General features: G+C 63.3%; 18 protein-coding genes and 2 pseudogenes. 14 read left to right on the top strand and 6 right to left on the bottom strand.

The window, feature by feature from the left end:
• Positions 1 to 58: 58 nt before the first annotated feature.
• The 5 genes from C2U37_RS20400 to C2U37_RS20375 all read left to right on the top strand — a co-directional run bounded on the left by C2U37_RS20400 (position 59) and on the right by C2U37_RS20375 (position 3,117).
• Entirely contained in the window at positions 59 to 445 is a 387-nt protein-coding gene (locus C2U37_RS20400) for a septal ring lytic transglycosylase RlpA family protein (protein ID WP_052816256.1), read from the top strand.
• 288 nt (positions 446 to 733) lie between these two features.
• Entirely contained in the window at positions 734 to 1,207 is a 474-nt protein-coding gene (locus C2U37_RS20395; RefSeq protein ID WP_052816254.1) for a cupin domain-containing protein, read from the top strand.
• 16 nt (positions 1,208 to 1,223) lie between these two features.
• On the top strand, positions 1,224 to 1,709 hold the full coding sequence (locus C2U37_RS20390) for a GNAT family N-acetyltransferase (RefSeq protein WP_049636016.1): 486 nt from the start codon (positions 1,224 to 1,226) through the stop codon (positions 1,707 to 1,709).
• A gap of 265 nt (positions 1,710 to 1,974) precedes the next feature.
• Positions 1,975 to 2,283 carry a putative quinol monooxygenase gene (locus C2U37_RS20385; protein WP_042879252.1) on the top strand — a complete coding sequence of 103 codons (309 nt, stop codon included), beginning with the start codon at positions 1,975 to 1,977 and terminating at the stop codon, positions 2,281 to 2,283.
• Between the two features lie 342 nt (positions 2,284 to 2,625).
• Positions 2,626 to 3,117, top strand: coding sequence for a SixA phosphatase family protein (locus tag C2U37_RS20375; protein ID WP_052816250.1), 492 nt, complete (start codon positions 2,626 to 2,628; stop codon positions 3,115 to 3,117).
• A gap of 72 nt (positions 3,118 to 3,189) precedes the next feature.
• Here C2U37_RS20375 and C2U37_RS20370 read toward each other — a convergent pair whose 3' ends face one another.
• The 3 genes and pseudogenes from C2U37_RS20370 to C2U37_RS20360 all read right to left on the bottom strand — a co-directional run bounded on the left by C2U37_RS20370 (position 3,190) and on the right by C2U37_RS20360 (position 4,841).
• Positions 3,190 to 3,780 (bottom strand): hypothetical protein, encoded by a 591-nt coding sequence (locus tag C2U37_RS20370; RefSeq protein WP_104453288.1) that lies wholly within the window; start codon positions 3,778 to 3,780, stop codon positions 3,190 to 3,192.
• Between the two features lie 117 nt (positions 3,781 to 3,897).
• The gene (locus C2U37_RS20365; RefSeq protein ID WP_039040737.1) at positions 3,898 to 4,101 is read right to left on the bottom strand and encodes a hypothetical protein; all 204 of its coding nucleotides are present in this window, start codon (positions 4,099 to 4,101) and stop codon (positions 3,898 to 3,900) included.
• A gap of 123 nt (positions 4,102 to 4,224) precedes the next feature.
• A pseudogene (locus C2U37_RS20360) lies at positions 4,225 to 4,841 on the bottom strand (LysE family translocator).
• A 440-nt stretch (positions 4,842 to 5,281) separates the two neighbouring features.
• On the opposite strand from C2U37_RS20360, the gene C2U37_RS20355 reads away from it, so the two are divergent.
• A complete protein-coding gene (locus tag C2U37_RS20355) occupies positions 5,282 to 6,307 on the top strand; it encodes a Wadjet anti-phage system protein JetD domain-containing protein (protein ID WP_049636773.1) in 1,026 nt (341 codons plus the stop codon).
• Between the two features lie 341 nt (positions 6,308 to 6,648).
• On the opposite strand, the gene C2U37_RS20345 is transcribed toward C2U37_RS20355, so the two are convergent.
• Positions 6,649 to 7,227 carry a PhnA domain-containing protein gene (locus C2U37_RS20345; RefSeq protein ID WP_039040739.1) on the bottom strand — a complete coding sequence of 193 codons (579 nt, stop codon included), beginning with the start codon at positions 7,225 to 7,227 and terminating at the stop codon, positions 6,649 to 6,651.
• Between the two features lie 179 nt (positions 7,228 to 7,406).
• Here C2U37_RS20345 and C2U37_RS20340 point away from each other — a divergent pair, with 179 nt between their 5' ends.
• The 6 genes and pseudogenes from C2U37_RS20340 (at position 7,407) to C2U37_RS20315 (ending at position 12,057) form a co-directional block, all read left to right on the top strand.
• On the top strand, positions 7,407 to 8,600 hold the full coding sequence (locus C2U37_RS20340) for a methyltransferase (protein ID WP_104452957.1): 1,194 nt from the start codon (positions 7,407 to 7,409) through the stop codon (positions 8,598 to 8,600).
• Between the two features lie 195 nt (positions 8,601 to 8,795).
• Positions 8,796 to 10,242: pseudogene (locus C2U37_RS20335) on the top strand (chitinase).
• Positions 10,243 to 10,364: 122 nt separating this feature from the next.
• A complete protein-coding gene (locus C2U37_RS20330; protein ID WP_232048184.1) occupies positions 10,365 to 10,769 on the top strand; it encodes a VOC family protein in 405 nt (134 codons plus the stop codon).
• Between the two features lie 175 nt (positions 10,770 to 10,944).
• Positions 10,945 to 11,343, top strand: coding sequence for a GFA family protein (locus C2U37_RS20325; RefSeq protein ID WP_041211468.1), 399 nt, complete (start codon positions 10,945 to 10,947; stop codon positions 11,341 to 11,343).
• A 29-nt stretch (positions 11,344 to 11,372) separates the two neighbouring features.
• Positions 11,373 to 11,600: a DUF4287 domain-containing protein gene (locus tag C2U37_RS20320; RefSeq protein ID WP_049636768.1), complete on the top strand. Its 228-nt coding sequence runs from the start codon at positions 11,373 to 11,375 to the stop codon at positions 11,598 to 11,600.
• 46 nt (positions 11,601 to 11,646) lie between these two features.
• A complete protein-coding gene (locus C2U37_RS20315) occupies positions 11,647 to 12,057 on the top strand; it encodes an SRPBCC domain-containing protein (protein WP_041211466.1) in 411 nt (136 codons plus the stop codon).
• Positions 12,058 to 12,147: 90 nt separating this feature from the next.
• Here C2U37_RS20315 and smrB read toward each other — a convergent pair whose 3' ends face one another.
• Positions 12,148 to 12,672 carry an endonuclease SmrB gene (gene smrB / locus C2U37_RS20310; protein ID WP_049636766.1) on the bottom strand — a complete coding sequence of 175 codons (525 nt, stop codon included), beginning with the start codon at positions 12,670 to 12,672 and terminating at the stop codon, positions 12,148 to 12,150.
• A gap of 65 nt (positions 12,673 to 12,737) precedes the next feature.
• Here smrB and prmB point away from each other — a divergent pair, with 65 nt between their 5' ends.
• A complete protein-coding gene (prmB, locus tag C2U37_RS20305; RefSeq protein ID WP_069784646.1) occupies positions 12,738 to 13,673 on the top strand; it encodes a 50S ribosomal protein L3 N(5)-glutamine methyltransferase in 936 nt (311 codons plus the stop codon).
• A gap of 16 nt (positions 13,674 to 13,689) precedes the next feature.
• The gene (gene aroC, locus C2U37_RS20300) at positions 13,690 to 14,778 is read left to right on the top strand and encodes a chorismate synthase (protein ID WP_042017130.1); all 1,089 of its coding nucleotides are present in this window, start codon (positions 13,690 to 13,692) and stop codon (positions 14,776 to 14,778) included.
• 87 nt (positions 14,779 to 14,865) lie between these two features.
• On the opposite strand, the gene C2U37_RS20295 is transcribed toward aroC, so the two are convergent.
• Positions 14,866 to 15,675: a substrate-binding periplasmic protein gene (locus C2U37_RS20295; protein WP_069784635.1), complete on the bottom strand. Its 810-nt coding sequence runs from the start codon at positions 15,673 to 15,675 to the stop codon at positions 14,866 to 14,868.
• Positions 15,676 to 15,873: the final 198 nt, after the last annotated feature.

Genomic DNA, 15,873 nt, shown 5'->3' with positions numbered 1-15,873 from the left:
TGTTAACGGAAGCCTGACTGGCGATGCTGGTCGCTCTGTCCCATCGAGGAAGCAACGCATGACGACGCGACAAAAAGGGCTGCTGGCCTCTCTGTGCCTGCTGCTGGCCGCCTGCAGCAGCCACCCTGATGCAGGCAGTGCGGGCAACTGGCGAGGCTATACCCAGACGGGGCTTGCCTCCTATTACGCCGATCGCTACCACAACAAGCGCACCGCCAGCGGGGAGCCTTACCAGCGCCACGCCAACACCGCCGCCCACATGACACTGCCCTTTGGCGCCCTGGTGAGGGTCACCAACCTCGCCAACGACAAGAGCGTGGTGGTGCGGGTCAACGACAGGGGCAATTTCCCCCGCGGGCGCATCATCGATCTCTCCAGGGCGGCGTTCAGCGCCATCGGCAATCCCCGATCCGGGCTTATCAAGGTCAGGATTGAGGTGCTCTAGTCACCGGGTCTGCATGTGCCGGTGCCCCTCCATACCCGGGCCGCTGGAAGAGGGCATTTCCCGGTGATCGCGGGCCATCTTCTTCATTCCATTGGTGAGGTCGCCAACGCGACTTCCCATTTTCCGGTGTGCCATTAAGATAGCCAAACGAAAAACAGGGTGTCTTTGCCATCTGGCGGCAACCGGGCATGGCATGGTGTGTGAGACACCCTTTCAACCCCCTGCCCATGTTTCGCCGCTAAGGCGCAGGCTATAAAGAGAGACGTCATTCACTGGGAGGATCAGAACATGGCTGACAAGCGTGCCATTCAGGCAACGGCCATCCCCGAGCACAAGGCAAAGTCCCTCTATCCGGAGCCCTTTGCCTCCCTGGTCAAGCACCGCACCCGGCGCAGGCTGGGGGATCATTTCGGCCTTGCCAATTTCGGGGTCAACCTGACGACCCTGGCACCGGGGGCCATCTCGGCGCTCAAGCACCATCACGGCCTGCAGGACGAGTTCGTCTATGTGCTCTCGGGCAATCCCACCCTGCGCCACGGGGAGGAGGAGTACCGGATGTCGCCGGGGGAGTGCATCGGCTTCAAGGGGGGCAGCGGCCTGGCCCACCAGTTGCTCAACCACGGTGAGGTGGACGCCGTCTATCTCGAGGTGGGGGACAGGCTGCCAGGGGACACCGTCGACTATCCCGACGACGATCTGGCCCTGGTACAGGGTGCCGATGGCGCCTGGTCAGCCAGACACAAGGATGGCACCCCCTACTAGGGTGCCTCTTCGGGCAATGAGAGAGACCTCCATGGTGTTCAGCCCCTTTTCTGCTGTCAGGGCAGAGGATTTTCTGCCGCTGCTCAACGACGAGACGCTGCGAAAGCACCTGATCCCTCACCCGCTTTTCGATGTGGCCGGGGTGCGCGACTGGATGGCGTACAAGCTGGGAGTCGACGCCCGGCCAGGTTGCCGCGTGCGCGCCATCTTCCTCGACGGCACCCTGGCGGGGTGGTGCGGTATCCAGCCCGATGACGAGGGGGTGGAGCTTGCCATCGTGCTCGCCAAGGCCGGCTGGGGAAGCGGCGTGGCGATTTTCAACGAGATGATGGGGTGGGCGAGGGAGCTTGGCCATCGGACGATACTCTTTCACTTGCTGGATACCCGCCCGCCTTATCTGTCCCTCGCCAGACGGGCCATCTGGGTGAGGAAAACGCGCCTGGGCGAACACCCTTTCACCACCTATTGCCTTGACGTTGAGCGCTGGTCTGCAGGCCCTTAGCCTGGACCAGGGGGCCGCAAGCCGTGCCGCCTCCTGGCGGGTCCCGTTGCCACCCTTTGCGCCATGATCCCTCCCGCTCGTTTGTTCCTCCGTGCACGGCGTGGTTATCCACCCCGTTGAACACAGTGTTCATTCTGCCCCCCTATATGGCCCCCACCGTCCTGCCTACACTGGGCAACGTCTGATGGGGGAGCATCCGGCAGTATAAATCGCTGTCCAGGTTGCACTCTCTGGCGTGTTGACGATGTACAACGGAGAAAACTGGATGAAAAAAGAGACAGACAAACTGGTATCGATCGCAGTGCTCAAGGCCCGTGACGGCATGGGAGAGCGCCTTCGCGATGCCCTGCTTACCTTGATTGACCCCACTCGCCAGGAGCCGGGCAACCTCGATTACGTGCTGTTCGAGTTGAAGGATGAACCCGGCACCTTCTACATGCGGGAAGCCTTCGTGAGTCAGGCCGCCCTGGATGCCCACTGTGAGACCGCGTATTTCCAGGCTTTCGCTCGCCAGGCGGACGAACTGCTGGCCGAACCCCTTCGGCTTGTCTTCATGGAAGAAGTGAGCCCCTGATCCTTGCCGCAGAGCCCGATGGTCCCCTCATCGGGCTTTTTGCCTTCAGCCTCGCTCCCGGCAATCGCATCTACCTGCTCGGCTGTGTGGCCATGGCCCTGAACCCCATCCTGATCAAGCGCTGCTACCGGGGGAGTCCTTCCTCCACCTGACCGGCTGGACCCTCATCTGCGCCACTGTGCTGCTCACCGGCATGCTGACCGGGGAGACAGTACACTGGGAACAGGTAGGCTGGGGGGTAGAAGGTGTGCTGCTGACCATGGTGCTCCTGCCCCTTCATGCTGGCAAACGGGGGGCTGTCTGAGGGGCCGCCTGTGGCCCTGATCAACCAGGGAGTGCGTCATGAGAAGAACCCTGATCCTGGTACGCCATGGCAAGTCGAGCTGGGAAGACGCGTCTTTGTCTGACCGCGCTCGTCCGCTGGCTGCGCGCGGGCTGCGCGATGCGCCCCTGATGGGGGCTCGTCTGGCGCACCTTGGGGTGAAGCCCGATCTCATCCTCTCGAGCCCCGCCTGCCGGGCCCTGACGACCGCCCGGCTGCTTGCCGGGGAGCTGGGTTATTCCCCGGACCGCATCGTCATCGACGAGGGCCTCTACGAGAGCGATGCCGGGACCCTTCTCGGGGTGGTGGGGGCGCTTTCAGATGATCTCGCCTGCGTACTGCTGGTGGGTCATGATCCTGCCTTCACCGACCTGGCTCATGGCTTTTCCTCCGGTATCACTCGCATGCCGACCTGTGCCGTCGCCCGCTTCATCTTCGACGCCCCCTCCTGGTCGGCGCTCCCGTCCTGCTCGCCGGTGGTGGCCGTGCTGGACTTCCCGAAGAAGAGGTAGGGGGGCGTCGGTTGCAGGCATGCAGAAACGACAAGGGGAGCCGCGGCTCCCCTTGTCGTGATGGTGACGGGGTCATTTGGCCGCGATGGGCCCCTTGGTGCCCGCATCGTTGTCGACCCAGCCATCTTCTCCCTTGAGGCGGCGATCCCCCTGGATGGTGTAGATGACCATGCCCTCCTTGAACACCAGGGCGCCGTCGGATTTCCTGGTACTGACCTGCTTGTCGTTGACCCACACCTGATCCTTGTCATCGATGCGGATGTTCGCGACCGTGGCGCCCGTCTCGGGGAAGGTGGCGACCCCGTTGCCGGCGTAGGGGCTGGCGCTGGCCGCTGCGGGGGCGGCGCCAAATCCGGCGGCGGCGTTCTCGGCCTTGCTCTTGTTGATGTCACAGCCGCTGAGCTCGCTCACCTGGGTACAGCCTGAGCGCTCCAGCTTCTGCTCATAGCTCATGTTCAATCCGCCGTCGGCGGCCGGGGCGGCGGTGCCAAATCCTGCCTTGGCGTTTTCCGCCTTGCTCTTGTGAATATCGCAGCCCTGGGCTTCGGTCACCTGGGTGCAGCCGGAGCGTTCCAGCTGTTCGGCGTATTTGTGGTTGATGGCGTGAACCTGGGCGCTGCCCAACAGGGTGAGGGTCAGGATGAGCGCGGTCTGTCTGAACATGATCAATACCTCTGGCAATGGGTCATTCGGGCTTGCCGCTCCCTGGGCGGCAAGGGGCTTGCGTTGGCGAGCTGCAGCCCTCTCTCACCATAGCAGGAGCGAAAGACGATGCCTGTATCAGCTCTGGGGGATGCGGACCCCCTTGTCGAGGTAGAGGCTGCTGTAGTGGGCGCGGTGGGTGACGAACATCACCTGATGGCGACTGCCATCGGAGAGAATGATGAAATCACCGGCCTGTGCCGGGCTTTGCAAGCGGATCTCGTGTTCGGGGGCCGTCAGCTTGTCGGCCTCCTCCCGGAAGGTGAGGGTGTAGGAATACATATGGCGCTCCACCGCAGGCTCATATACAGACACGCCTACAACTCTAGCCGCGGTGGCCGGGATCCGCGGCGCCCAAGCGGCGCCGATGGTGCAGATAATGTCAGCAACGGTGAGGCACAGGGATCAGGGACGACCACTGAGCAGGATGGCGCCGCCCAGGGTGATGAAGAGTCCGCCGGTGATGCGGCCAACGAGGCGCTCGCCGCGACCTGGCTTGAAGTAGCGACCGGCGCGCCTAGCCAGGGCGACATAGCACAGATGCACCAGGCTGACGATGGCGCAGATGGTCAGGTACATGGTGATGAACTGCAGCGTCAGCGGACTCTGGTGATCGAGGAACTGGGGCAGCAGAGCGCAGAGGAAGACGATGGTCTTGGGGTTGCTGGCGGAGACCAGAAAGGCTTCTCGCAACAAGGAGAGGGTGGTTCTGGTGCGTCCCCGAGCGGTGGAGGGAGAGAGCCCTTGGGCACCGGTATTGGCCGCGCGCAGCGCCTTGTAGCCCAGATACACCAAGTAGCCACCCCCCGCCAGCTTGAGGGCGACAAAGAGGGGAGGCAGGGTTTGCAGCAGGGGCCCACCCCCATGGCGACCAGACCGATGAGGATGGCCTGGCACCCCAGGTTGCCGAGGATGCTGACAAGGGCGGCGCGCCAGCCGTGTTGCAGACCGTTCTTGACCACCAGCAGCACATTGGGGCCAGGGGTCAGTGTCGCCAGCAGATAGGCCAGCGCAAACAGCATCCAGGTATTGGGGTTCATGAGCACATCCTTGGCGTCAAAGCAGGCATGATGCCAGCCTCTTTGACGAGTCGTCCAGCGGCGTCTCTCCCGGCCCCGAAGAGGATTCAGGGGAGGGCAATCCGGTGCAGCATGGTCTGCGGCTGGAAATGCAATAGGCAAGGATGTGTATAAAAAAATCGCATTAAGGCAGTTTTTTATGATGTGTTAAAACCGCAGATAAGCTGTCTTTTTTCTCACCGGCTAACCAATGGCGTCGCAGCATACTGATTTCACCGATATCGATGGATCGCCAATCGTAAGCGCTGCTCGTCCTGCCTCGAGCTTGTCGACTTGCAGGGTTCCTTGAAGCGCTCTTTCTTTGGTGCGAGAAAGATCACTGTTGTGGACAGAAAGATCCCCTCTACTTGGCCATATGGAACCGCAATGAATGAGGGGGGAGGATGTCACTTTTTGATGAGCGTCGAGTGCAGGATCTCTGTGCCCGCTTGCTGGCAGACACTAATAACCAGGGATATTCACTCGATAGCAAGCATGGCCGCGAGTTGAGAGATCTCCTGCAGGCTGTGGGTGGAGTCAAGCCAGTGGGACGAGGGGCTCGTCATGTGTTGACCGATGCTGGAAGGAATTATCTCGCAGCACAGCTGGCACAGGTTGCACCAGTGATGCCGGACAGGCGTGACACGATACGGGCTCTCGGGGTGGACCTGCCCGCACATCTAAACCAGGCCAGTTTTCATGCCCTCTGGCATGGGGACAGCAAGAGCGGGATAGATCCAGATAATGATGCTATCGACATCACGCTGACACAGGATGAAGTGATTCGACTTCGCACGCTGAGCCCGCTGTCACTCATCGACCAGGACGGACTGCGCCACGACATGAGGGCGCAACTGGCACTATTGGGAGAGCTGGTCTTACCGGAGCGCTGCTTGAGTAAGTTACATGGCATTGAGTGGCAGGGGCGGCAACTGGTCACGGTGGAGAACAAGGGAGCTTTCGTGGATTACCCGCTGCAAGTGGGGGAGTTGTTGCTCTATGTGCCTGGCCGCAATACCAAGTTGGCACGTCAGGTATTCCCGCTGTTGCCGGCTGCCGTACCCTGGGCCCATTTTGGCGATCTGGATCAGCGCGGATTGGATATCGCTAACGAGCTGGCCCATGCCCTTCGTCGTCCGTTGGCTCTTTGGCTACCCGACACCTTGATGGCCTATGTTCATCACTATGCCCGCACTCTGATCCGCCGTCTGGAGGGGCAACCGATCAGCAGAGGCAAGATCCCATGGGAGGAGGTCCCCGTGGTGAGTGAGCATGGCAAGCAACTGGAAGAGGTCCTTATATATCTGATCGAAAGGGGATTGTGGTTGGAACAGGAAGTATTGGTGCTAGCCGGAGGTTGGCAGTCATGGCCACTCGACGCGCCTTGCGGCCAACGCAGTAATGAAAAAACCGCCATCAGGCGGTTTTAATGGTTGTCAGCCCCTATTTCAGGGCTTTTTTCAGCTTTTTGATCTTGCTTTCGTGCTTGGCGATTTTCGCCTGGCGGGCGGCGATCTTCTTCTTGATCTCTTTCTTGCTGGCCATGGGGCGGCTCCTTGTCTCGTGGGCGCCATGGGGATCAGGGTGCCCGGGGTCTTTCCATGCGTGCCGGGAAGGCCCTCTCCGTTGGCGCACTGACAGTCAGGGGAGGGGCATACCGCGGAACTGGTTTGCAGGATAGTCCAGTTTCCCGCGAGTGCCACCCGAACGGCAGGAAACAGAGGCAACAAAAAAGCGCCCCTGGGGGCGCTTCTGGCTTGAAGGGGCGGTATCAGGCCTTCTTCAGGTAGGCGGCCACCAGCACGATCTGCATGCCGTTGACCTTGCCCTCGATGTGCAGCGGGTTGTTGGTCAGGCGAATGCCCTTGACCAGGGTGCCGCGCTTGGCGGTGAAGCCCGCGCCCTTGACGTCCAGATCCTTGATCAGGGTGACGGAGTCCCCTTCCACCAGCACGGCGCCATTGGAGTCGACGGTCGGCACGCTGTCGTCATCGTCGCTGGTCACGCCGGCGTCTGCCCAGGCCTTGACCTCGTCTTCCATGTACATCATGTCCAGCATGTCCTGGGCCCAGAGCTCGCCCCGGGCGACGAGGGCCTTCAACTGGCGCCAGGCCATCACCTGCACCGCCGGCACCTGGCTCCACATGCTGTCACCCAGGCAGCGCCAGTGGTTCACCTCCGTGGTGTCCGGCTGCTCCAGCTGGCCGCGGCAGGTGGCGCAGAGGGCCACGCTGTGGTCGTCGTCGCTGGCGGGGGAGTGCGGCACCGGGAAGGCAGTCAGCGCATGTTCTGCGCCACACAGCTCGCATTTGGCATTTGCACGGGCTTGCAGGATGGCATTGATGGTCATGATTGGGTTCCGTTTATAGGGGTAAAGCGGCTCGCCGTGGCGGGCTGCGCGAATGAGGGGGCGGAATATAGCACAAATCCCTGCTTTTTGTCAGGCTACCAGAGGCGCACAGGCGAGTGCTTTTTGACGGCAGATCGCTAGAATGAGCCTCCCTTTTTGCGCCAAAGGACAGGTTCACCGTGCTGGCCCACCGTTTTCGACAACTGGACTGCTTGCTCACTGCCGAGCGACGCTGGTGGCAATACCAGCCCTATCACCACCTGGGGATCGCCTTTGCCCGCGAGGCGCCAGCCCTTGCGAAGTGCCTGGCAGCCCTGACCCTTGACGAGATAGCGCACCTCGACGGGGACATGGATGCGCTCTGCACCCTGCTCGCCCCCTGGATCCCGGCGGGGGCCGAGTTGCAGGCTCTCGGCGAGCTTGCCCCTTTCGCCCCAGAGCCCGTCCAGTGCGCCAGGGCCATGGCGATGTACATGCCGGGACGCAAGCAGGGGCAGATAGAGGCCTTCACCGGCTGTCTGCCCCCCCACCAAGGTCCCTATCTGGAGTGGTGCGCCGGCAAGGGGCATCTGGGGCGCCTGGTGTCGCTGCACCGTGGCGCCGAGATCCTGAGCCTGGAGTGGCAGGGGGCGCTCTGCGAAGAGGGGCGGCGGCTCGCCGCGCGCGACGGCGCCAATATGCGGTTCGTGGAGGCGGATGCCTTTGCCGCCGAGTCCGGGGCCCTCATCGCCCCGCACCATCACGCCATGGCGCTCCATGCCTGCGGCGATCTGCACACCCATCTGCTGACGCGGGTGGCCGAGGGGGGCGCCCAGGGGGTGACCCTCTCCCCGTGTTGCTACCACCTCATCAGGGGAGAGCACTATGCGCCCCTCTCCCGGGCCGCCAGGGCCAGTGCCCTGCGCCTTGGCAAGAGCGACCTGAAGCTGCCGCTGCAGGAGACGGTGACCGGCGGCGCCCGCATCGCCAGGTTGCGGGAGCGGGAGGTGGTGTGGCGCCTCGCCTTTGACTGCCTGCAGCGCCAGGTGCGCGGGGTGGATGAGTACCTGCCGGTGCCCAACCTGCAAAAGAGCCTGCTGACCGGGGACTTCGAGGATTTCTGCCACTGGGCCGCCGAATGCAAGGGGATGGGCTTGCCCGCGGGGCTCGACTACGCCGCCTTGCTGGCACAGGGGGAGCGGCGCTTTGGCGACGTCGCCCGCATGGAGCTGGTGCGCCACCTGTTTCGCCGTCCCCTGGAAATCTGGCTGCTGCTCGATCGCGCCCTTTTCCTTGAGGAGCAGGGCTACCGGGTGGAGGTGGGCACCTTCTGCCCCAAACCCATGACCCCGCGCAATCTGCTGATCCGGGCGGTGCGCGCAGGGGGGATCTGAGCCAGGCCCCTGGTCCGGTGCGGGTGGTTGTGCCAACAAGACCTGGGCCGGGGCTGGATCCCCCTGCAAACGAGCGCCATCTGAGTGCAGGAGGGTATGGCTCACAATTTCGCCAAATTCTTAATTCTTGTCGTGAATTTAGTTGCCAGGATGCCTATGCTCGCCCTGACATTTTCAAGACAAGGATGGTTACCCATGTTCATGCTCACGCGTACCGCCTGCCTGGTTGCCCTCGTCTGGGCGCTGCCCGGCTAGAGCGCCATGACAATCCAGCCCGATCCCCAGAACAGCGGCGGCTATGTGATGGCGGCGGCGGATCTCGCCAGTGCGGCCCAGGCCAAGACCGCCAACCCCATGTACGGGATCTGGTCCCACGCCCTGGCCACCCGGCCCAACACGGTGGTGGAGGCCATCGTGGCCCGCGCCCCCGGCAACCCGGACAACGTCAAGCGGGTCGAGCGGGTCTTCACCGAATCGGACTGGGAGTTCCTGACCCAGATGGCCGCCCCGGAGTACACCTACGAGCGCTTCCTGCGGGCGGTGGGCAAGTTCCCCGCCTTCTGCGGCGACTACACGGACGGGCGCAATGCGGACGCCATCTGCAAGAAGTCCATCATCACCGCCTTCGCCCACTTTGCCCAGGAGACCGGCGGCCACATCGCCAAGGAGAATGTCTCCGACAACCCCTTGGGGCTGGAGGAGTGGCAACAGGCCCTGGTGCACGTGCGGGAGATGGGCTGGTCTGAGGGGCAGACCGGCTACACCACGGGGTGTGGCCAGAGTGACTGGCAGAACCGGCGCTGGCCCTGCAGCACCGGTCAGGGCTATTTCGGTCGCGGCGCCAAGCAGCTCTCCTACCACTTCAACTACGGCGCCTTCTCCGAGGCCATGTTCGACGGCGACGCCACCGTGCTCCTCAACAACCCCGGGCTGGTGGCGGACTCCTGGCTCAACCTCGCCTCCGCCATCTGGTTCTTCCTGACGCCCCAGGCTCCCAAACCCGCCATGCTGCACGTCATCGACCGGACCTGGGTGCCCTCCCAGCGTGAGCTGGCGGCGGGCATCGGCTACGGCTTTGGCACCACCATCAACATCATCAACGGTGGCATCGAGGTGCGGCGAGCAGAACAAGAACAAGGGCCAGCCGGTCAACCGCATCCGCTACTGGGAGGGGCTTGCGGCCCACTACGGGATCCCGCTGCTGGCGGACGAGAAGAACACCTGCTGGCAGCAGATCCCCTATGGCAGCCTCAACCTCAACGGCGCCACCGACGTGCTCTACACCAACTGGGACGGCAACTGGAAATACTACCCGGACAGACCCGGCGGCTACTCCTTCGAGTGTGATCTGGTGGGGTACCAGACCGCCTATTCGGCCCTGGTGCCGGGGGATTACGAGAAGTGCGTGACCAACTTCTACGGCTCCCACGCCAGCTGGCCCAAGGTACGGGTGGTGGCCACGCTGGATCCGGCCCCGGTCGACCCCGGCACGCCACTGGTGGACGGGGTACCGGCCTGGGAGGCAGGCAAGGTCTACACCGCGGGCAACAAGGTGAGCCACAAGGGGATCATCTATCAGGCCAAGTGGTGGACCCAGGGCAACGAGCCGGGCAAGGGCGACCCCTGGGCACCGGTGACCTGAGAGTCAGTACAAGCGCAAGCACCCCGGGGAGGCCGCGCGCCTCCCTTGTTGATCGCCGCGCTGGCTTGTTGCGCCTCTTTTGGCGCTGATAGCCTGCGGGTTCACACCGAGGGAGGATGACCATGAACATCGCCATTCATTTTGAAATTCCGGTACAGGATCTGGAGAGAGCCATTCGCTTCTATGAGGGGGTCTTCGAGACGGTGCTGGAGCGGGTGCAGATCGATGGCAACGAGATGGCGCTCTTTCCCCTGGAAAGTGGCACGGCGGGCTGCTCCGGCGCCCTGGCGAAGGGGGAGAGCTATGTGCCGAGCCTGGATGGCACCCGGATCTATCTGCGGGTGGCTGACATCGAGGGGGCCATGGCCCGGGCACTGGCATCGGGCGGGGCCTGTCTCTATCCCGTCACCCGGGTCGGGGGTCGGGGAGAGCCTCCGGGTGGCGGAGTGTCGGGATTGCGAGGGGAATCGCATCGCCTTGCAGGAGGGAACCTGACCATTATTTATCCGGTGCATGGGGTGTGTTGAGTCATTCATACGATGAATAAAGAGGGGGATTTTCCCGCTCCGGGAGCCTCAGCCTCGCGGTAAGGCCCCGGTATGGTCAGTTGTCGCCCCCCGGATCCCGTGCTACTTCATCTGGTGCGGCAAGAAGGCGAGCACCCGTTCGCCCGGTCTGTCGCCCCAACTCTCAGGAGGCATCATGGAAGGACATTGTCTGTGTGGCGGGATCACCGTGTCGAGCGGCGATCACAAGGAGGTCAACCTGTGTCACTGCGCCATGTGCCGGCGCTGGTCAGGGGGGCCCATGTTCGCGGTGCACGGGGGCAAGGGCGTGCGGTTCACCGGGATGGCCCCGGTGGCCTACCGCTCGTCGGAGTGGGCGGAGCGCGGATTCTGCCCCACCTGCGGCACCCATCTTTTCTACCATCTGTTGCCGACGGACGAGTACATCCTCTCCGCCGGCCTGTTTCAGGATCAGGGGTTCGAGCTCACCGGGCAGATCTTCATCGACGAGAAGCCCGACTTCTATGCCCTCAAGAACGACACCCCGACCCTGACCGGACAGCAGGTGTTCGAGCAGTTCGCCCCCAAACCCTGAGCCTGTACTCACCCCGAGGAGAAGCCATCATGGATGAACAACCGAAGGTGAAGGGGCCTGCCTCCTACTTTCCTGCCATCGAGCAGAAATACGGCCAGCCCATCGCCCACTGGCTGACCCTGCTGGCAGGGCGGGAGGAGCGCAAACACATGGCCCTGGTGGCCTGGCTCAAGGACGAACACGCCATGGGCCACGGCCATGCCAATGCCCTGGTGGCCCACTTTTTGGCGCAGCCCGATGCGCCCGGCGTGGCATGACAGTGCCACAGTGCAAAACGTGCAGGAAAGCCAGAGGATCAGAGAGATGAAGATAAGCGTCAGCGTCTGGGTTGCCAGGCCGATTGCCGATGTGTGGCAGGGCTGGAACACCCCCGCCAGCATCATGGCATGGAACGCCGCCTCCCCGCAGTGGCACTGCCCCCAAAGCCGGGTGGATCTGCGGGTGGGTGGGCGTTTTTGCCACCACATGGCGGCGCGGGATGGCAGCACGGGGTTTGATTTCGAGGGGACCTTCACCGAGGTCACAGCGCCGACGGGGCTCGGCTACGTCATGGACGATGGCCGCGAGGTGAGCGTGCGGTTCGTGGCAGAGCAGGGGGGCACCCGGGTGGAGGAGCGGTTCGATGCCGAGTCCCTGCACAGCGGCGAACAGCAGCGGGCGGGGTGGCAGAGCATCCTGGATAACTTCAAGCGACATATGGAAGCCGCCAGCTGACCCCTGTGGGGCGCCATAAAAAAACCACCGCAAGCTGGCGGTGGTTTTTTTATGGCGTTCGCCCGGGGCAAGGCGGGGTGGGGAAGGGGGTCACTCCTCGATGTCCAGCAGCACCAGGATGGCGCTCTCGCCCCCCCACTCCCGCGGCGCCTGGTGAAAGGCGCGCACAGCGGGGTGCTGGGCCAGCCAGCTCGGGATGCGCTGCTTGAGGATGTGCTTGCCGATGCCGTGCATCACCGAAGCGACGTGGATGTTCTCTTTTCGGCACAGGGTGAGCAGGGCCGCCAGCTCCTGCTTGGCCTGGTGCTGGTTCATGCCGTGCAGATCCAGATAAATCTCCGGCGGGTAGCTGCCGCGCTTGAGCTTTTTCAGCTCGAATTTTGACACGTCGTCGCGCACGTAACGGGTCGGCCCGTCCGCCTCGAGATGGGGCTGGTACTCGTCGCTGAAAAAGTGGTCAACCCCAAGCTTTTCGCGGCTCTCGCGCACTTCGCGTTTCTGCTTGACCGGGCTTGAGGAGGCCCTTATGGTATCTTGCTTAATTTTCCGGGTACCTTTGACAGCATCACGAAACAACAGGCTTTCCTCGTCTGTGAGTGAGGGCGTATTTTTCATCAGGTACTCGTCTTGCTCGCTGTATAAAATTCTCGGGCCGGATATTACTCGACTTGGAGGTGGATTTGGACAAGATATTTATCGATGAGGTGGTTGCCGAAATGCACACCATCCAGGACATGTTGCGCTGGGCCATGAGTCGTTTCAACGACGCCGGGATCTTCTACGGACATGGTACCGACAACGCCTGGGATGAGGCCGTGCAACTGGTGCTGCCCGCGTTACATCTGCCGCCGGACGTGGATCCGGGCATGCGCCACTCCCGCCTGACCACCAGCGAGCGCCACCGCATCGCCGAGCTCATCATCCGCCGCGTGCAGGAGCGCATTCCGGCGCCTTACCTGACCAACAAGGCCTGGTATGCGGGCTGGGAATTCTACGTGGACGAACGGGTGCTCATTCCGCGCTCCCCCATCGCCGAGCTGGTGGCCAACCGCTTCGCCCCCTTCCTGAAAGACGAACCGACCCGGATCATGGACCTGTGTACCGGCTCCGGCTGCATCGCCATCATCATGGCCCACGAGTTCCCCCATGCGGAAGTGGATGCCATCGACATCAGCGTCGATGCCCTCAACGTGGCCGAGCGCAACATCAACGATCACGGGCTGGAGCAGCAGGTTATCCCCATTCGCTCCGATCTGTTCCGGGATCTGCCGGCCGGTGACAAGTACGATCTCATCGTCTCCAACCCGCCCTACGTGGACTCCGAGGACATGTCGGATCTGCCGGAGGAGTTTCGCCACGAGCCGGAGCTGGCCCTGGCGTCGGGCTCCGACGGCCTCAAGCTCACCAAACGTCTGCTGGCCAATGCCGCCGACTTCCTGAAAGAGGATGGCGTGCTGGTGGTCGAGGTGGGCAACAGCATGATCCACCTGGAAGCCCAGTTCCCCGAGGTGCCCTTCACCTGGGTCGAGTTCGAAAACGGCGGCCACGGCGTCTTTGTGATGACCCGCGCAGAGCTCGAGCAGTACCAGGCCCATTTCGCCATTTACAAGAACTAAGCAGCAAGGAGCATTCATGGCAGGGAACAGTTTCGGCCAACTCTTTCGGGTCACCACTTTCGGCGAGAGCCACGGTCTGGCGCTGGGCGCCGTGGTCGACGGCTGCCCGCCGGGGCTGGAGATAAGCGAAGACGATTTGCAGGGGGATCTGGACAGGCGCAAGCCCGGTACGTCCCGCTACACCACTCAGCGCCGCGAGGCGGACGAGGTGAAGATCCTCTCCGGGGTGTTCGAGGGCAAGACCACGGGCACCTCCATCGGGCTGCTCATCGAGAACACCGATCAGCGCTCCAAGGACTACTCCGAGATCAAGGATCTGTTCCGACCCGGCCACGCCGACTACACCTATCACCAGAAGTACGGCCAGCGTGACTACCGTGGCGGCGGCCGCTCCTCGGCCCGCGAGACCGCCATGCGGGTCGCGGCGGGCGCCATCGCCAAGAAGTACCTGAAACAGGTGCACGGCATCGAGATCGTGGGTTTTCTCTCCCAGCTCGGCCCCATCAAGGCGGAAGGGTTCGACGAGAGCCAGATCGAGCAGAACCCCTTCTTCTTCCCCGATGCGGGCAAGCTGGAGGCGCTGGATGAATACATGCGTGCCCTCAAGAAAGAGGGAAACAGCGTGGGGGCCAAGGTGTGCGTCGTGGCGCGCAACGTGCCGGTAGGCCTAGGGGAGCCGGTGTTCGACCGCCTCGACGCCGACATCGCCCACGCCATGATGGGCATCAACGCGGTGAAAGGGGTGGAGATCGGTGACGGCTTCGCGGTGGTGGAGCAAAAAGGCTCGGAGCACCGGGACGAGATGACTCCGACCGGCTTTGCCAGCAATCATGCGGGGGGCATCCTGGGGGGCATTTCGTCGGGTCAGGAGATCGTGGTGAGCATGGCCCTCAAGCCTACCTCCAGCATCACGGTGCCGGGCAAGACCATCACCACCAGCGGTGAGGCCACCGAGATGATCACCAAGGGGCGTCACGACCCCTGCGTCGGCATCCGTGCCGTGCCCATCGCCGAGGCCATGCTGGCCCTGGTGCTGATGGATCACCTGCTGCGCCACCGCGCCCAGAACCAGGGCGTGCACACCCAGACCCCGCAGCTGCGCTGATCACGCTGCGGGCCAGGTGAGTGATCACCAGATACCACAAGGCGACCCCAGGGTCGCCTTTTTCATGGTTTTTTGCCGGCGCCTGCCTCAGGGGGCCGATGGCGTCGAGAGCGATGGGTGCCGGGTTGCGTCCAGGCGGCAGCGGGGCGGCGCAAAGGCGGGATCCGGTGAGGGCAGGGTGGCGATGGCGGCATCGATGCGGGCGAGCGCCTCATCGTTCACGGCCTTTTTGGCAAACATCAGGCGCACCGGCTGCTGGTGCAAGAGCACCTGACACTGGATGGCATTGCTCGCCCCGAGCTGGTAGCGGGCGTATTGCCACTCCATGATGACGCCGTCGAGGCGGTGCGCCAGCAAGAGGGTGAGCAGCCTGTCATCGCTGTTGTATTCACTCGCCTGCCCGAGGGCAGGGCACTCCTCGTTCATCGGCAGGGGGCGGGTACCCCGCAGCTTGCCAAGTCGAAGCCCCTTGGCCTGGCAGAGGGTTGCCAGCTCTGTGAGCCCTTGCCAGCCGTCGGGCTCCCCGGCCTGCGGGCGCTGGCTCAGCAGCACGAAGCTGGCGCGCCGATAGGGGGCGGAGAAGCGGGCGAACCGCTCCCGCTCGGGGGTTTTCAGGGCGCCCATGGCCACGTCCAGCTGCTGGCGCTCCATGAGGTAGAGGGCCCGGGCCCAGGGGAGGTTGCGAAAGGCGGGCTCCACGCCTGCCTTGCCCAGGATCTGGCGGGTCAGGGTCACGTCCAGTCCGCCGAGGGTGCCGTCGGCAGCGATTTGACTGAAAGGGGGCCAGTGGCTCCAGGCCACCGACAGGGTCTCCCTGGCGGCGAGGGGCTGGGCGAAGAGCAGGGGCAGGACGAGGCCCAGCATGCGCCGGGCGGTGGGGGTGAACTTCCGTTTCAATCAAAACCTCCTGTTCCGTGTATCGCGCCGTCCCCGGCAGGCTGCGCAGGGGCATTGATACATACGGCGATTCGGGCCATTTTGTCCTGCCTTCGTCCCTATTTCCAGCCGTGCTGGGAGGCGCATCACATTTTCCTCGTCTAAGTGCGCCAACTCCGTTAGACTGCGCCTCTATTCTTTCCCCTTTGCTCTGCTCCC

Origin of the sequence: Aeromonas sp. ASNIH1, from assembly GCF_002934285.1 — a bacterium.
In the GTDB taxonomy this organism is placed as follows: domain Bacteria; phylum Pseudomonadota; class Gammaproteobacteria; order Enterobacterales; family Aeromonadaceae; genus Aeromonas; species Aeromonas caviae.
Note: the sequence above shows the minus strand (reverse complement) of the source record. Positions and strands in the feature narration are given on the sequence as shown.

Excerpts from the sequence above, each read along its gene's own strand:
- C2U37_RS20400 (WP_052816256.1), top strand. The coding sequence starts at position 59 with ATGACGACGCGACAAAAAGGGCTGCTGGCCTCTCTGTGCCTGCTGCTG.
- C2U37_RS20395 (WP_052816254.1), top strand. The coding sequence starts at position 734 with ATGGCTGACAAGCGTGCCATTCAGGCAACGGCCATCCCCGAGCACAAG.
- C2U37_RS20390 (WP_049636016.1), top strand. The coding sequence starts at position 1,224 with ATGAGAGAGACCTCCATGGTGTTCAGCCCCTTTTCTGCTGTCAGGGCA.
- C2U37_RS20385 (WP_042879252.1), top strand. The coding sequence starts at position 1,975 with ATGAAAAAAGAGACAGACAAACTGGTATCGATCGCAGTGCTCAAGGCC.
- C2U37_RS20375 (WP_052816250.1), top strand. The coding sequence starts at position 2,626 with ATGAGAAGAACCCTGATCCTGGTACGCCATGGCAAGTCGAGCTGGGAA.
- C2U37_RS20370 (WP_104453288.1), bottom strand. The coding sequence starts at position 3,780 with ATGTTCAGACAGACCGCGCTCATCCTGACCCTCACCCTGTTGGGCAGC.
- C2U37_RS20365 (WP_039040737.1), bottom strand. The coding sequence starts at position 4,101 with ATGTATTCCTACACCCTCACCTTCCGGGAGGAGGCCGACAAGCTGACG.
- C2U37_RS20355 (WP_049636773.1), top strand. The coding sequence starts at position 5,282 with ATGTCACTTTTTGATGAGCGTCGAGTGCAGGATCTCTGTGCCCGCTTG.
- C2U37_RS20345 (WP_039040739.1), bottom strand. The coding sequence starts at position 7,227 with ATGACCATCAATGCCATCCTGCAAGCCCGTGCAAATGCCAAATGCGAG.
- C2U37_RS20330 (WP_232048184.1), top strand. The coding sequence starts at position 10,365 with ATGAACATCGCCATTCATTTTGAAATTCCGGTACAGGATCTGGAGAGA.
- C2U37_RS20325 (WP_041211468.1), top strand. The coding sequence starts at position 10,945 with ATGGAAGGACATTGTCTGTGTGGCGGGATCACCGTGTCGAGCGGCGAT.
- C2U37_RS20320 (WP_049636768.1), top strand. The coding sequence starts at position 11,373 with ATGGATGAACAACCGAAGGTGAAGGGGCCTGCCTCCTACTTTCCTGCC.
- C2U37_RS20315 (WP_041211466.1), top strand. The coding sequence starts at position 11,647 with ATGAAGATAAGCGTCAGCGTCTGGGTTGCCAGGCCGATTGCCGATGTG.
- smrB (WP_049636766.1), bottom strand. The coding sequence starts at position 12,672 with ATGAAAAATACGCCCTCACTCACAGACGAGGAAAGCCTGTTGTTTCGT.
- aroC (WP_042017130.1), top strand. The coding sequence starts at position 13,690 with ATGGCAGGGAACAGTTTCGGCCAACTCTTTCGGGTCACCACTTTCGGC.